Origin of the sequence: Virgibacillus sp. W0181 (assembly GCF_051846915.1) — a bacterium.
Taxonomy (GTDB): Bacteria; Bacillota; Bacilli; order Bacillales; family Amphibacillaceae; genus JBPYCR01.
In genome coordinates this window covers 145,170-159,867 of the sequence record NZ_JBPYCR010000001.1, presented here as the reverse complement: position 1 = coordinate 159,867, position 14,698 = coordinate 145,170, and the positions used below count along the sequence as shown (strand labels likewise).

The following is a 14,698-nucleotide window of genomic DNA, read 5'->3' as shown; positions in this document are numbered from 1 at the left end:
AAGGAAGTCTTGTATATGGGAATCGAACATTCATTTAATAATTATGTGGAAGTGAAGTTTTATAATGAGTTGTTTGACGCTCTTCAGGACTTCATTTCTAATCATTCAGATAAACTAGACATTCGTCTGAGTATTGTTGAAGAAATAGATGAGATTGAATTATCGGACATAGTAATTAAGAAAGTTTATGTTGAGGATTTACCAGGTTCAATCATTGCCTTTGATGTGTTGATAGAGGCTTACATAGAGGTTAGTGATACAAATAAGCGAATTGTTGATGAGCGTGAGATAGGAGAACAATGGTTTATTTTAGAGTGCTTAACAAATATGGAAAGTAATTTTCAACAGTTTAAAATAAAACAGATTGAAGTATATAATCAAAGTAGAAATCGTTCTAAAGTCAATAATAAATTATCGGAATATTTTGTACCTATAATCAAAAAAGAAGAATTTGAAAAAGTAGCTGAGAATTTTCTGAAAGAATATTATCCTGAATCATTGATAACACCTACGCCAATAGATCCAATACTATTAGCAACAAAGATGAACTTGAAAGTGTTTAGTAGAACAATTACAAAAGATGGTAGTGTATTTGGTCAAATATATTTTAAAGATACGAATACATTATTTTATGATGAAAGCACTGAGAGCTATATCCAGGAATATATGGAATCGGGTAGCATTGTAGTTGATCCAAATTGTTATTTCTTGAGAAACTTAGGGTCCTATAACAACACGATTGTTCATGAATGTGTCCATTGGCACCTCCACAAAAAAGCGTTTATTTTAAAAAGTTTATTTGATGAAGAAATTACAAAGATTAATTGTAAAGTTTCAGGTGGAGTAAAAGGTAATGAAAAAGATTATATTGACTGGATGGAGTGGCAGGCTAATAGTTTAGCACCTAAGATATTAATGCCTTTGAATATGTTTAAACAAGAGGCATATTTAGTAATACAAGATTTAATGAAAGAAAATAAAACTAATGATTTGCTAGCCATAATAGAGGAAACCATTGATAAACTTGCAGAGTTTTTTGGGGTTTCTCGTTTAGCAGCAAAAATTAGAATGATTGATGCTGGTTATGATGAAGCAATGGGAGCGTTTAATTTCATAGACGGAAGATATATTCCAACCCATAGCTTTAAAAAAGGCACACTAGAAAGAAATCAAACCTTTTCAATTGGAGCAGTTGATGCGGGAATATTATCATTCACTGATGCTGATTTTGCAAGGCTTACATCTAGCGGTCGCTATGTTTATATAGATTCGCATTTTGTATTAAACACTCCTAAATATGTTGAAAAAGATTTATTTGGTAATTTAACATTAACAAATTATGCAAGGCACAACATGAATGAATGTTGTTTGGTTTTTACAATTACAGTACGCTCGAGTGACAGAATAGGTGCAAATTATCATAGTGAATGTGTGCTGAATCGAGATGAGAACTCCCCATTTGAATTTGATATTAGTTTTCATCAAGGCTACGAAAATTCAACACCAGAAAAACAAGAATTATTTTTGGAAAAAGTTATCATGGAGAATATGGAAATGTACGGAAAGATGAGTAATGATTTTTGTGATTGCTTAGCTAAAGTTAAAGATTGGCGCGGGTTAACCTATAAAGAAATAGCAGCAAAAATCCCTATGGATGATCGTCAAGTACGAAGGATATTCAATGGTGAATCTAATGGTAGCTTGGAAACTTTAGTGGCGATATGTATAGCTTTATACTTACCACCTGAAATTAGTTTTCACATTATAGATCAATCCGCACATCGATTATCAACAAGAGTAACTAGTCATCAATGGTATCGATATGTTTTAATGTATTTTCAAGGGAAATCAGTAGATGAAACAAGAGATTTTTTAAAAAAATATGATGTAACTTTATGAAAAAGCGGACATGCTCATGTCCGTTTTTGTTTTGTTGATTTTATGCGGGCTAATACTACTTCATTTTTATAAATGAAGTAGTATTAGCCTATTTTTTATGCTCAAAACGGGCATAACCATGTCCGACCGCAATGCAGAATTTCATTATACACTTTAGATAGATTAAAAAAATATCAAATGCCTGATTTGCAATAAGGGCAAAGGATACATATTGAAGTACGCAATCCGAACCAGGATTGTAGTGTCTCAATATTAGTGCCCTTACCTTGTTGCGCACTTTTTTAAGTAAAGGTCAGGTTACTAAAGGACAAGTTCTTCATTGTTTGCATCCTTTGCCCTCCGCAAATTGGCGGAGAGGATGCCAAACAATGACAAAAAAGTACAAAACAAGCCAAGAGAAGAGAGAGTCTTATATTTACTATTCAGGAGGTAAAAAGATAGCAACTATCATACCAGGTGAAAATGGTGTAACAGAGATTGACATTGAGATTTTACATTCTGAAGATGATAGAGAAGTAGATGAAGGTCGCCGCTATAATTATCGAATTGCTTGTAATCTTGATTCTTATGTAGATGAAAATGGAGAATCAAAAGCTGAGCACAATAAATTTTTAGCAGATTGGGATGCAGATCCATTTAATGAGATTTTGGAAATGGAGAACTGCGAAGAGAAACAAAAGTTAATCGAACAATTGCACAAAGCAATGGGGAAGTTAACAGATAAACAACTGAGAACGGTACAAAAGAAATTTTATGAACAAAAAACAAACGTTGAGATTGCAGCCGAAGAAGATGTGACTGAAGCGGCTATCAGAAATCGTTTAAATAAAATATACAGAAGATTAGAAAAACTGATAGGAAAGGGCTCTTAATTGAGCCTTTTAAATTTTATTTTAAAAAAGGGGTTCGAAAGGGCATTATTTTTCGCTTACTAGTAAGGGACGAAATAAAACCCTTAGAAAGGAGTGTTTCAGATGAGTCTAAAACACAAGGTAATCATCAATGTTAAAGATGAAAATGGTGAGAAAACAAGAGTAGTTGAAGGTAAACGTAAAACTGTACGTAGCCGAATGCTAGATTTATTGTTTGGTAAAAAAGTAAATCTGCTTGTTATCACACCTGGCGACTCAGTAGAAACTGTTGAAATAAAAGAAACTCGGAAAGGCGGTGAGGCTTAATATGAGCAGAACAAAATTACTACTTGATGTAGTCACTGATTTACAAAATTTAGCTGGCTCACTTCAGACGATTGCTGAAGTGTTAGCGAGTAATGAAGAATCACCACGAACAGAAGAAAAAGCACCAGTGAAGAAGGCAAAGCCGAAAAAGAAAAAAATATCGCTTGAAGAAGTTCGTACATTATTGGCACAAAAGAGCCAAGCAGGCTTTACAGCAGATATCAAAAAGCTACTTGAAAAGTACGGTGCGACTAAGTTGAGTGAAATTGAAGAAAAAGACTATGAAGCATTGATGAAAGATGCGGAGGAATTGCAATGACGAAACATGCTATTTTATCCGCTTCAGGGGCACATCGATGGATGAATTGTACTCCATCGGCTCGCCTTGAATTAGAGTTTGAAGATTCTAGTGGTGAAGCGGCTAAGGAAGGGACAGCCGCTCATGAACTGGGAGAACATAAGCTTAGAGCCGCATTAAAGGTCTCAACGAAGAAACCAACATCTGTTTATGATTCTGAAGAGATGGATCGTTATACCGATGAATATGTCCAGTTTATTTTTGAAGAACTAGCGGCAGTAAAACAAGTAACGAAAGATCCACTTCTTTTAATTGAACAGCGGTTGGATTTTTCAAATTATGTCCCAGAAGGCTTTGGAACAGGTGACTGTGTAATTGTTGCAGATGATGTGGTTCATGTTATTGATTTTAAATATGGACAAGGTGTTTTAGTTGAAGCGGAAAATAATCCGCAAATGATGCTTTATGCATTAGGGGCACTTAATCTATTTGATGCAATTTATGATATCGATGCAGTGAAAATGACCATCTATCAACCAAGACGTGAAAACATCTCAACCTTTGAAATAACCAAAACTAGTCTAATAGAATGGGCGGAAGGCACACTTAAACCAAAAGCTGATTTAGCATTTAATGGAGATGGTGAATTTAACCCTGGTGACTGGTGTAGATTTTGTAGGGCATCTGTGGAGTGCAGAGCAAGGGCGGAAGAAAATTTGAAAATAGCAAAATTTGAATTTAAAAAGCCGCCTTTATTAACAGATGATGAAATAGCTGAAATTTTACTTCATGTCAATGACCTTACTAAATGGGCAAATGAAATATTTGCTTATGCAACGAATGCTGCTATTCAGCAAGGAAAACAGTGGGCAGGTTTTAAAGTTGTAGAAGGTCGGTCTAATCGTAAATATGCAGATGAAGAAGCGGTAGCTGAAGCCGCAAAGAAGGCAGGCTATGAAGATATTTACAAGCAAAGTCTGCTTACGATAACCAACATGGAAAAATTGATGGGTAAAAAGAAATTTAATGAAGTGCTTGCTGATTTTATTATTAAGCCAAGCGGAAAACCAACGCTTGTTCCGGTATCGGATAAGCGTCCAGAAATAAATATATTAACAGCAAAAAATGAATTTATGGAGGAGAAATAATTATGTCGAAAACAGTAAAAAATCCAACAAAAGTAATTACAGGGGTAGTACGTTTATCTTATGCAAATGTGTGGGAGCCAAAGTCAATTAATGGTGGAAAAGAAAAATATAGCGTGAGTGTGATTATTCCAAAAAGTGATACGAAAACTTTAGAAGCAATTGAAAAAGCAGTAGATGCCGCAATTGAAGAAGGGCGCGGAAAGTTTGGTGGGAAGATTCCAAACAAGGCATCGTTAAAATTACCTCTTCGTGATGGAGATATTGACCGTTCAGATGATGAAGCGTATGCAGATAGTTTCTTTGTTAATGCAAATAGCATTACACCACCACAGATTGTCGATGCCGATATTAATCCGATTTTAGAGCGTTCGGAAGTTTACTCAGGTGTATATGCCCGTGTAAGCATTAACTTTTACGCATTTAACTCTAATGGTAACCGGGGAGTTGCTTGTGGCCTTGGTAACATTCAAAAGATTCGTGATGGGGAGCCATTAGGTGGTCGAACAGATGCATCGGTAGATTTCGCTACTGATGTGGATGATGACTTCTTATCATGAAAACAATAAATATTGATATTGAAACATATAGTAGTGTGGACCTCGCTAAAAGCGGGGTCTATCGCTATGTGGAGGCAGATGATTTTGAAGTAATGCTATTTGCTTACAGTGTGGATAGTGGACCTGTTCATGTCATTGATTTAGCGAATGGCGAGTCTATTCCGCCTAAAATTGAACAAGCAATATTTAATAAAGATATAACAAAATGGGCCTTTAATGCTCAGTTTGAACGGATTTGTTTAAGTAAACATTTTAAGCAAGATTTATCACCTGTAGATTGGCGATGCACAATGGTGTGGTCTGCTTATTTAGGCTTACCGCTATCTTTAGAAGGTGCTGCAATGGTAACGGGAGCGGATAAACAAAAAATGTCGGAAGGTAAAGATTTAATTCGTTTTTTCTCCATTCCTTGTAGGCCAACAAAAACAAATGGTGGTCGAACGAGAAATTTAAAAGAACATGATCCTAATCGATGGGACAGTTTTAAAGCATATAACAAACGTGATGTAGAAACCGAAATTGCGATACAAGATAAACTATCAAAATTTCCGATGCCCGAAGCAGAATGGGATAACTATCTTCTAGATCAGTTAATTAATGATAGGGGAATAAAGCTAGATTTGGAGTTAGTTGCTCAGGCTATTAAATGTGATGATTTAATTCGCGGCGAGTTAGTCAGTCGTATGAAGGAAATTACTAAGCTAGAAAACCCGAACTCTGTTAAACAAATGCGTGAATGGTTACAAACAAAAGGTGTAGAAACAGACAGTTTAAATAAGGCCGCAGTAACTCATTTAATTGAAAGTAATGAAGGTGAAATTAAAGAAGTGCTTCAACTGAGAAGACAACTCGCAAAATCAAGCGTGAAAAAATACGCGGCTATGGAAAATGTCGTTTGTCGTGATGGACGAGCGAGGGGATTGATTCAGTTTTACGGTGCAAATCGTACAGGTAGATTTGCAGGAAGGTTAATTCAAGTTCAGAATCTACCGCAAAACCATATATCCGATTTAGACGAAGCACGTGCTTTATTGAAACAAGGTAATTTTGAAGCCTTACAAATTTTATATGAATCTGTTCCGAGTGTACTTTCTCAGCTTATAAGGACCGCATTTGTTCCTATTCGGAACAATCGCTTCATAATCGTTGACTTTAGTGCAATTGAAGCTCGCGTGATTGCTTGGATTGCAGGAGAAACATGGAGAAATGAAGTGTTTGCATCACACGGAAAAATCTATGAAGCATCTGCTTCTCAAATGTTTAAAGTTCCCTTGGATGAGATTACTAAGGATAGTCCACTTAGACAAAAAGGTAAAATTGCTGAATTAGCGCTTGGTTATGGAGGTTCTATCGGTGCATTGAAATCGATGGGGGCAACCAGCATGGGGTTGGAAGAATCGGAATTAAAGCCACTTGTTGATGTGTGGCGGCAGTCAAATTCAAAAATAGTGAAATTTTGGTGGGATGTTGATCGTGCAGCAAAAGAAACTGTGAGACAACGAAAAGCACACATGACCCATGGAATTAAGTTTGAATATCAAAGCGGCATGTTGCTGATTGGTTTACCTTCAGGTAGATGGCTCTCTTATGTAAAGCCAAGAATAGGGATAAATAGTTTTGGAAATGAATCTGTTTCTTATGAAGGTATTGGTGCGACAAAGAAGTGGGAGCGGATTTTCAGCTATGGTCCCAAGTTTGTCGAGAACATTGTCCAGGCTGTCTCAAGAGATTTATTGTGTTTTGCTTTGCAACGTGTTCATGATGAAGGTTTTCGTATTGTCATGCATGTACATGATGAAATTGTCATTGAAGCACCAAACGATGTAACGGTCGAATATATCAGTGATTTAATGAGCGTATCTCCACCTTGGGCAGATACGTTGGAATTACGTGCGGATGGATTTGATACAAACTTCTATAAAAAAGATTAATTTAGAGGGGTTCGAATACCCCTTTTTCTTCGCATATAGGTGAGGGTAAATTTATTTACTCTACAACTATTTGTAGGAGGTTCTTTCAATGAAAGAATTAATACCAAAAGATGAATATGGTGTATTTGCCGATACCAAGGATACGGCAAGGGTAGACAGTTTGTTTGTAGCAGAGTTTTTTGAAAAGGAACATTTCCATGTGTTACGTGATATTGCAAAAATCACTGACACCAAATCTGGATTGAGTGAAGAATTTATTAAATCCAATTTTTCGCTCAGTAAATATAAGGATAGCACAGGTAGAAAACTGCCTTGTTACGCAATGACTCGTGATGGATTTACGATGCTTGTCATGGGTTATACGGGAAAGAAAGCAATGAAATTTAAAGAGTTATATATTCGTAGATTTAATGAGATGGAAGAGTTTATTACATCGCTTGTTGCTGCTCGTAAGGAATTTCCATTACTGACGGAAAATATAAAGCTACTTCACGAAAACCCAAAACCATATCACTTTAGTAATGAGTGCGATATGTTAAATCGAATTGTTATAGGAATGTCAGCAAAGCAATTCAGAACAGCGAATGGTATTGAAAAGGGTAAAAGTATCCGACCTTATTTAACCAACGAACAGATATACATGCTTGAAACTTTACAAAAGGTAGATGTCGGCTTATTAGTTGCTGTTCCTGAATATCAACAAAGAAAACGCCATTTAGAATGGTACAAAATGAAATTAGAAAATGAAGGAGGCCAATCATAATGTTTTATGTGAAAGAAAGTTTGAATGACGCAATGGATGTATCTATTGAGATAACTGATGAAAATGTATTTTGCCATTGTCCTATGTGCAGTACTGAAGTGTCGGTAGATATTGCAGCGGTTTTTTGCGATGGAGAAGGTGATCTTTATAGCACATCGGTTTATTGCAATGATTGTAGTAAGAAGATAAGGTTTCACGGCAGGGAGGTAGAAAGTTTATGAAAACAAACTCAGCACCAAAAGAAGTGTGGGATGCGGCTGTACGTATTGTAGGATTTGATGAAATGGAATCATTAGCTTATAAAGTAGCGGGTAGAAAAACGATTATGTCAGAACCTGACTTTATGGATTTAACAGAAAAAGTAGCACAAGAACTGCACGATGTAGGACAAGTCTGTCAACCGATATCACCAGCAAGTGCGGCACTGTCTGTTTTCAGTGCCTGTATTCTTTTTGGTAGTGATGGTAGTGAAGTTGAAAAAATTGCTCAACCTACGCATCCGTATCGCAATGATATGTATATTTACGGTTTGGAGGCCTTATTTATCGCAGATGATGATTGTGTTATTTGTAAACTTTTGTTACATGACTCTAATGGAAGTGGTGCTGGAGCTAATAATGTTGGAATTATTCTATTATATGACAATGGCGATGCAGGTTTTCATGCTGTTCCATATGTGATAGATGAAGATGGGACATTCTTCCACGACTTTGAAAGTATTACAGGATTATCACATTGGTTAGCATATCTTTGGCGCGGAATTCAATATCGAATGAGTAATCGCCCTGAACTTATAAAAATTAAAAATGACTATTCACGAAATGAAATGGCTGGAAAAAGAAACCAAAAAACAGATGGTGGTAATCGAATTGCTAAAGTTCAGCGAATAATAACTATCGTCACAGATGAGGATGACCCAGTAACAATTGAACACAATAAGCATCAAATTACACTGTCTGTTTGGGGTGTTGCAGGTCATTGGAGAACATATCAATGTGGTAAACGTATATGGATTAAACCATATAAAAAAGGGAGAGAACGAAATAATCCTGCTTTATATTGTCCAAAAGAATACAGATTTACAGAGGAGTGAACCTAAATGATTGAATTTACTTTATATACAGCAGATTGTACGGGGAATCTATCAAATTGTGTTTACCCTCATCAAATAATTGTTACGGACAAACAATCGATGGAAGATGCGATTAAAACAGATCATGTATCTGCAAAATATAAGAATAATTATCGTTCTAACGCTAACTTTATTCAGGCAGATAACGTTGTGCTTGATTGCGATAATGACCATTCAGATAATCCGCATGAGTGGGTAGTTCCAAGTGACGTTGCTGCTACATTTGAAGATGTTCCTTTTGTTGCAGTGTACAGTCGAAACCATATGAAACAAAAGGGAAGTAAGTCAGCACGTCCACGTTTCCACGTATATTTCATGATTACAGAGATAAGAGATGCTACGGAATATACGAATATGAAACAGAAAATAGCCGATAAATTCCCTTATTTTGATACAAATGCACTTGATAGTGCTAGGTTCATCTTTGGAATTAACACACCAAACGTAGAAATATATGACGGAAATAGAAATTTAGAAGATGTCCTAAATGAGGCGAGCTTTGAGGATTGGGATGATGCAACGGAAGAAATTCAAGAAGGCTCGAGAAATACCACCATGTCTAGGTATGCGGGACGGGTTATTGTTCGTTTTGGTAATACAGAAGAGGCCTATGCATTGTTTCTTAAACAAGCAGATAAATGTAATCCGCCATTAGATGCAGATGAGCTAGATATGATTTGGAATAGTGCTGTGAATTTCGGAAAGAGAATTGCGTCACAAGATGATTATATTCCACCGGAAGATTATGAACAGGGGTTGCTTCTTAAGCCACTGGACTTTTCTGATGTTGGTCAAGCAACCGTTTTGTCTGATGAATATAAAAGCATTTTAAGATACTCTCCTGCAACTGATTTTTTAGTATATAACGGTGGATATTGGGAAGAGTCTAAACCCAAAGCACAAGCTGTTGCACAAGACCTTACAGCCAGACAACTAAAAGAGGCTGAAACGGAGGTTAACCTAGCTTTAAATGAGATGTCTGAAAACGGAGCACTAGATGTTGTGATGGACAAAGGATTGAAAAAGGCGGCTCAGTTTTTAAATGCAGAACAGGGAAAATCACTTAAACGATATGAAGAAGCACTGGCTTACAGCAAGTATGTTATTCAAAGAAGGGATTCAAGGAAAATATCGGCATCGTTAAAAGAAGCTAGACCAATGCTTGAAATTTTGCCTAAAGAACTTGATATAGATGGTTTTCTGTTAAATACCCCAAGCGCAACGTTTGATTTACGCTTAGGTTTGTTTTCCGAGATGATGCCTGACCCACACCACTTTATAACAAAGCAAACCGCAGTGACACCAAGTGATGAAGGAATGGACAAATGGCTAGAGGCATTGAATGTTTTCTTTTGTAATGATCAAGAATTAATTGAATATGTCCAAAGAATTGTCGGTTTGTCTGCAATTGGTGTTGTGTACTTTGAAGCGTTAATTATAGCCTACGGTGAAGGTAGAAACGGGAAGTCGACCTTTTGGAACGCAATCGCTAGAGTACTAGGGTCGTATAGTGGTAGTATCTCTGCCGATATTTTAACGGTTGGCTATAGGAGAAATGTAAAGCCGGAACTTGCTGAAGCAAAAGGAAAAAGATTATTGATTGCTGCTGAATTGGAAGAAGGTATGCGATTAAATACATCTAATATTAAGCAACTATGTTCCACTGATGAAATAACGGCAGAGAAAAAGTATAAAGATCCGTTTAAATATGTGCCAAGCCATACGCTTGTCTTATATACCAATCACCTTCCAAAGGTTGGTGCATTGGATGAGGGAACGTGGCGAAGGTTGATCGTGATTCCTTTTGAAGCGAAAATTGCTGGAAACAGTGACATCAAAAATTACACTGATTATTTGATTGAACATGCAGGAGGAGCAATTTTAACGTGGATTATTGAAGGTGCGAAAAAGATTATTGATGACAATTATAAGCTTAAACCGCCCAAAAAAGTTCAAGATGCGATTGACTTGTATAAAGAAAACAATAACTGGCTCCAACATTTCCTTGATGAATGTTGTGAACTTGATGAAACCTACACTGAAAAGTCAGGGGAAGTTTATGATGAATATCGTGCATTTTGTTTTCGAATGGGAGAGTTTACAAGAAGTACAACTGATTTCTATACGGCTTTAGACGCTAGGGAATTTGAACGGAAAAGAACGAGTAAAGGCGTCATTATCAAGGGGTTAAAGCTGAAATCTGAATTCCTTTAAACTAAAAAGTGTAGGTCTAATAAGGTCTATATTATAACTTTTTATATATGAATTTTTTAAAATAGTATATATAAATAAGTTATATAAAGGACTATCAAAGACTTACACTAAATTAAAATAAATTGCTAAACACCCACCCGAAACATTGATGAATAAAGGATTTATGGTTAATCCGAAAATTCCCAAAAGGTGAATGTCTATGAAGGAGAAATTAATCGAACAAAAATTAGTAAATGAAATAAAAGCTAGAAAAGGCTTATGTTTGAAAATGACTTGTCCAAGTTTTATCGGTATGCCAGATAGACTTGTTCTACTTCCAAAGGGAAAGGTTAGTTTTGTAGAAGTGAAAAGAAAAGGAGAAAAACCAAGGCCTATTCAACTATCAAGGCATAGATTATTAAAAAAGCTAGGATTTCAAGTTTTTGTATTAGATGATGTACAACAAATTAAAAAAATAATTGATGAAATGATAGGGAGTGATGCCGAATGAAGTTCATACCACACGATTACCAGAGATATGCAATTAGCTACATTGAACAAAATCCTATCTCCGCTATCTTTTTGGATATGGGCTTAGGTTAGGAAAAACAATCATAACTCTAAGTGCAATATACGAATTGGTGTTAGAGCGATTTGAAGTTCACCGGGTTTTAGTTATCGCACCGCTTCGAGTTGCTAGAAATACGTGGCCAGAAGAAATTGAAAAATGGAGTCACTTGAAAGGATTAACTTATGCAGTTGCTGTTGGAACAGAGAAAGAACGATTAGAAGCATTATATTCAGATGCGCACATTTATATTATTAACCGCGAAAATGTAGAATGGTTGATTGCTAGAAGTGGTATCGATTTTAATTTTGATATGGTCGTTATTGATGAATTATCCTCTTTTAAATCTCATCAATCAAAACGATTTAAAAGTTTGATGAAAGTAAGACCGAATATAAAAAGAATCGTTGGTTTAACAGGAACACCTTCATCGAATGGCTTAATGGACTTATGGGCGGAGTACCGATTACTTGATATGGGTGAAAGATTAGGGAAATTCATCGGACGTTTTAGAGAATCGTACTTTGATCCTGACAAAAGAAATCAACATATGATTTTTTCATATAAACCAAAACCAGGGGCAGAAGAAGCGATATATGAAAAAATAAGCGATATCACTATCAGCATGAAAGGGACGGACTATTTAAAACTACCCGATTTAGTCATGAATGAAATGCCTGTTTCGTTAAATCAGAAAGAAAAAGAAACGCTTGATGTCATGAAACGTGATTTGATTACAACGATAAAAGGGGAGGACATAACCGCTTCAAATGCAGCGGCTTTATCAAATAAACTTCTTCAAATGGCAAATGGTGCAGTTTACGATGATAACGGTTCTGTTACTCAAATACATGACAGAAAACTCGAAAAGCTAGAAGATATCATTGAAGCGGCGAATGGTAAACCAGTATTAATAGCTTATTGGTTTAAACACGACCTGCTCCGAATACAAAACCAATTTAAGGTAGAAGTTTTAACAAGTAGTGATTCGATTAAAAAATGGAACGAGGGAAAGATTCAAATTGCTGCAATCCATCCCGCATCCGCAGGACATGGTTTGAATTTACAGGCAGGTGGTTCAACACTCGTTTGGTTTGGACTCACTTGGAGCTTAGAACTTTATCAACAAACAAATGCGAGGCTGTATAGGCAAGGGCAAACAGAGACAGTAATTATTCATCATTTAATCACAAAAGATACAATGGACGAGCGTGTGATGGATGCTTTAAATAAAAAGAATAATACGCAGTCAGCACTCATTGATGCGGTGAAGGCAACGTTAAAAGGGGGAATTCTTGTATGAATATTGTATGGCACTACCTAGATAAACGAGCAGCAACGATTGACGTGCTAAAAGATTACAATAGCATGAAACATATTATTGATAATACCGATGATGATATTGCAATCCTTCATGATGGAATGATGTCCCCAAGCGCACCAGTGAATGATGGCATGCCGTCTGTACACAATCCAAAAGCAAATGAAAACCGTATTGCTTATAGCATAGATAAAATTGATGTGCTGAAAGAAAGGCTAAGACAAGCCATTGAATATATGAATTGGTTCCAGCCTGCTTGGGATGAGTTAACCGAAGATGAACAGTTTGTTCTGTATGAATTTTATATGGTGGAAGACCAAAGACGAACCGAAGCTGTGCATACGATTTGTGATTACTTTAAGATTGAGAGGTCATCTGCCTACAACAAAAAGAATAGAGCATTGGAAAGGCTAACGTTGTTGCTTTATGGCAAGTGAGTAATATCGTGGATGCATTTACCGTTTGAGCGGGTTATAGTGGTAGTATGGAAAAAGTATCAAAGGGAAATAGATTTGACTTTTGAATATTCAAGTGAGTAATATTGCGGACGCTTTTTGACTTTGAGCATGTTATGGTATTAATATAGACAAAATATTGCGAGCCTTCGTGGGAGAAATCCTGCGGGGGCTTTTTTGTTTGGAGGTGAAAGTTATGCCGAGAAAACCAAAGCGACCTTGTTCACAGCCAGGATGTCCTGAGTTAACGCATGAACGCTTCTGTGATGAACACCGGAAGGCTGAGGCGAGAAGATATGAAAAGTATCAACGTGATCCAAACACCGCCAAGCGATACGGACGTGCATGGAAAAGGATACGTGATCGTTATGTTGCAAAGAACCCGCTCTGCGAGGAATGTAAGCGAAACGGGAAGCTGACTCCAGTGCAAGAAGTACACCACATCCTACCGCTGTCAAGAGGTGGAACGCATGACGAAAGCAATCTGATGTCTGTTTGCACACCTTGTCACTCATCGATTACCGCACGAGATGGTGATCGTTGGCGAAGGGGTAGGGGGTAATCAATCTCTACAACTTATTATGTGGACAACGGGCGGGGAGCGTCACGCAAAAAGTCGCGATTTCAAAGAGGGTATATAGGGGGCGAGAAGAAATGAGGTGTTGAAATGGCCAAGGATGGTACGAATAGAGGCGGTGCTCGGGTTGGTTCTGGACGAAAAAGAAAGCCATTATATGAGAAGTTAGAAGATGGAAATCCAGGTAGACGAAAATTAGAAGTGCTTGAATTTACACATGCGCCAGACCTTCAAGGACAAGAAATGCCACCGCCAAGGGAGATGCTATCTGCCACTGAAAAGGACGGTTCAACTCTTGAAGCGGCAGAAATTTATGAAGAAACGTGGAATTGGTTAAATGAAAGGGACTGTGCTCATTTAATCATGCCGCAACTTTTAGAAAGGTATGCAATGAGTGCAGCAAGATGGATGCAGTGCGAGGCAGCTGTGACAGAGTTTGGCTTTTTAGCAAAACATCCAACCACAGGAAATGCTATGCAAAGCCCGTATGTTGCTATGAGTCAAAACTTTATGACACAAACCAATCGACTCTGGCTTGAAATTTATCAAATTATAAGAGAAAACAGTGCAACAGAATTCATTGGTGCGAATCCACAAGATGATATGATGGAGCGCTTATTAACGATGCGTAAAGGCAAATAAAAAATTAATCGTAGCGGGCGAGTACTCCTGTAACGA

At 36.9% G+C, this 14,698-nt stretch carries 15 protein-coding genes and 1 pseudogene; all 16 read left to right on the top strand.

Features of this window, described 5'->3' with window-relative positions; genetic code table 11:
- Nucleotides 1-15 precede the first annotated feature (15 nt).
- The 16 genes and pseudogenes from ACLIBG_RS00825 (at nucleotide 16) to ACLIBG_RS00750 (ending at nucleotide 14,662) form a co-directional block, all read left to right on the top strand.
- Nucleotides 16-1,899: an ImmA/IrrE family metallo-endopeptidase gene (locus ACLIBG_RS00825; RefSeq protein WP_439310788.1), complete on the top strand. Its 1,884-nt coding sequence runs from the start codon at nucleotides 16-18 to the stop codon at nucleotides 1,897-1,899.
- A 368-nt stretch (nucleotides 1,900-2,267) separates the two neighbouring features.
- The gene (locus ACLIBG_RS00820; RefSeq protein WP_439310787.1) at nucleotides 2,268-2,771 is read left to right on the top strand and encodes an RNA polymerase sigma factor; all 504 of its coding nucleotides are present in this window, start codon (nucleotides 2,268-2,270) and stop codon (nucleotides 2,769-2,771) included.
- Nucleotides 2,772-2,873: 102 nt separating this feature from the next.
- Entirely contained in the window at nucleotides 2,874-3,077 is a 204-nt protein-coding gene (locus tag ACLIBG_RS00815; RefSeq protein WP_008357760.1) for a hypothetical protein, read from the top strand.
- A gap of 1 nt (nucleotide 3,078) precedes the next feature.
- The gene (locus ACLIBG_RS00810) at nucleotides 3,079-3,396 is read left to right on the top strand and encodes an rRNA biogenesis protein rrp5 (RefSeq protein WP_439310786.1); all 318 of its coding nucleotides are present in this window, start codon (nucleotides 3,079-3,081) and stop codon (nucleotides 3,394-3,396) included.
- Complete coding sequence (locus ACLIBG_RS00805) at nucleotides 3,393-4,523, top strand: DUF2800 domain-containing protein (RefSeq protein WP_439310785.1); 1,131 nt, start codon at nucleotides 3,393-3,395, stop codon at nucleotides 4,521-4,523. The genes ACLIBG_RS00810 and ACLIBG_RS00805 overlap by 4 nt, the downstream gene beginning before the upstream one ends.
- A gap of 2 nt (nucleotides 4,524-4,525) precedes the next feature.
- Nucleotides 4,526-5,080: a DUF2815 family protein gene (locus ACLIBG_RS00800; protein WP_439310784.1), complete on the top strand. Its 555-nt coding sequence runs from the start codon at nucleotides 4,526-4,528 to the stop codon at nucleotides 5,078-5,080.
- Nucleotides 5,077-7,011 (top strand): DNA polymerase, encoded by a 1,935-nt coding sequence (locus tag ACLIBG_RS00795; protein ID WP_439310783.1) that lies wholly within the window; start codon nucleotides 5,077-5,079, stop codon nucleotides 7,009-7,011. Before ACLIBG_RS00800 ends, ACLIBG_RS00795 begins: the two co-directional genes overlap by 4 nt.
- Nucleotides 7,012-7,099: 88 nt before the next feature.
- Nucleotides 7,100-7,774, top strand: a complete 675-nt coding sequence (locus ACLIBG_RS00790) for a Rha family transcriptional regulator (RefSeq protein ID WP_439310782.1) — start codon at nucleotides 7,100-7,102, stop codon at nucleotides 7,772-7,774.
- The gene (locus ACLIBG_RS00785) at nucleotides 7,774-7,995 is read left to right on the top strand and encodes a hypothetical protein (RefSeq protein WP_439310781.1); all 222 of its coding nucleotides are present in this window, start codon (nucleotides 7,774-7,776) and stop codon (nucleotides 7,993-7,995) included. The genes ACLIBG_RS00790 and ACLIBG_RS00785 overlap by 1 nt, the downstream gene beginning before the upstream one ends.
- Nucleotides 7,992-8,867 (top strand): hypothetical protein, encoded by an 876-nt coding sequence (locus ACLIBG_RS00780; RefSeq protein WP_439310780.1) that lies wholly within the window; start codon nucleotides 7,992-7,994, stop codon nucleotides 8,865-8,867. The genes ACLIBG_RS00785 and ACLIBG_RS00780 overlap by 4 nt, the downstream gene beginning before the upstream one ends.
- A 6-nt stretch (nucleotides 8,868-8,873) precedes the next feature.
- On the top strand, nucleotides 8,874-11,120 hold the full coding sequence (locus ACLIBG_RS00775; protein WP_439310779.1) for a phage/plasmid primase, P4 family: 2,247 nt from the start codon (nucleotides 8,874-8,876) through the stop codon (nucleotides 11,118-11,120).
- A gap of 199 nt (nucleotides 11,121-11,319) precedes the next feature.
- Complete coding sequence (locus ACLIBG_RS00770; RefSeq protein ID WP_439310778.1) at nucleotides 11,320-11,610, top strand: VRR-NUC domain-containing protein; 291 nt, start codon at nucleotides 11,320-11,322, stop codon at nucleotides 11,608-11,610.
- Nucleotides 11,607-12,970: pseudogene (locus tag ACLIBG_RS00765) on the top strand (SNF2-related protein). Before ACLIBG_RS00770 ends, ACLIBG_RS00765 begins: the two are co-directional and overlap by 4 nt.
- Nucleotides 12,967-13,425 (top strand): hypothetical protein, encoded by a 459-nt coding sequence (locus ACLIBG_RS00760; protein WP_439310777.1) that lies wholly within the window; start codon nucleotides 12,967-12,969, stop codon nucleotides 13,423-13,425. Before ACLIBG_RS00765 ends, ACLIBG_RS00760 begins: the two are co-directional and overlap by 4 nt.
- Before the next feature lie 214 nt (nucleotides 13,426-13,639).
- The gene (locus tag ACLIBG_RS00755) at nucleotides 13,640-14,005 is read left to right on the top strand and encodes an HNH endonuclease (RefSeq protein WP_439310776.1); all 366 of its coding nucleotides are present in this window, start codon (nucleotides 13,640-13,642) and stop codon (nucleotides 14,003-14,005) included.
- Between the two features lie 105 nt (nucleotides 14,006-14,110).
- Nucleotides 14,111-14,662 (top strand): P27 family phage terminase small subunit, encoded by a 552-nt coding sequence (locus ACLIBG_RS00750; protein ID WP_061114380.1) that lies wholly within the window; start codon nucleotides 14,111-14,113, stop codon nucleotides 14,660-14,662.
- Nucleotides 14,663-14,698: the final 36 nt, after the last annotated feature.

Bases quoted from the DNA above. Each gene is read 5' to 3' on its own strand.
- ACLIBG_RS00755 (WP_439310776.1), top strand. From the start codon at position 13,640: ATGCCGAGAAAACCAAAGCGACCTTGTTCACAGCCAGGATGTCCTGAG.
- ACLIBG_RS00785 (WP_439310781.1), top strand. From the start codon at position 7,774: ATGTTTTATGTGAAAGAAAGTTTGAATGACGCAATGGATGTATCTATT.
- ACLIBG_RS00760 (WP_439310777.1), top strand. From the start codon at position 12,967: ATGAATATTGTATGGCACTACCTAGATAAACGAGCAGCAACGATTGAC.
- ACLIBG_RS00790 (WP_439310782.1), top strand. From the start codon at position 7,100: ATGAAAGAATTAATACCAAAAGATGAATATGGTGTATTTGCCGATACC.
- ACLIBG_RS00795 (WP_439310783.1), top strand. From the start codon at position 5,077: ATGAAAACAATAAATATTGATATTGAAACATATAGTAGTGTGGACCTC.
- ACLIBG_RS00775 (WP_439310779.1), top strand. From the start codon at position 8,874: ATGATTGAATTTACTTTATATACAGCAGATTGTACGGGGAATCTATCA.
- ACLIBG_RS00810 (WP_439310786.1), top strand. From the start codon at position 3,079: ATGAGCAGAACAAAATTACTACTTGATGTAGTCACTGATTTACAAAAT.
- ACLIBG_RS00815 (WP_008357760.1), top strand. From the start codon at position 2,874: ATGAGTCTAAAACACAAGGTAATCATCAATGTTAAAGATGAAAATGGT.
- ACLIBG_RS00770 (WP_439310778.1), top strand. From the start codon at position 11,320: ATGAAGGAGAAATTAATCGAACAAAAATTAGTAAATGAAATAAAAGCT.
- ACLIBG_RS00825 (WP_439310788.1), top strand. From the start codon at position 16: ATGGGAATCGAACATTCATTTAATAATTATGTGGAAGTGAAGTTTTAT.
- ACLIBG_RS00800 (WP_439310784.1), top strand. From the start codon at position 4,526: ATGTCGAAAACAGTAAAAAATCCAACAAAAGTAATTACAGGGGTAGTA.
- ACLIBG_RS00805 (WP_439310785.1), top strand. From the start codon at position 3,393: ATGACGAAACATGCTATTTTATCCGCTTCAGGGGCACATCGATGGATG.
- ACLIBG_RS00750 (WP_061114380.1), top strand. From the start codon at position 14,111: ATGGCCAAGGATGGTACGAATAGAGGCGGTGCTCGGGTTGGTTCTGGA.
- ACLIBG_RS00780 (WP_439310780.1), top strand. From the start codon at position 7,992: ATGAAAACAAACTCAGCACCAAAAGAAGTGTGGGATGCGGCTGTACGT.
- ACLIBG_RS00820 (WP_439310787.1), top strand. From the start codon at position 2,268: ATGACAAAAAAGTACAAAACAAGCCAAGAGAAGAGAGAGTCTTATATT.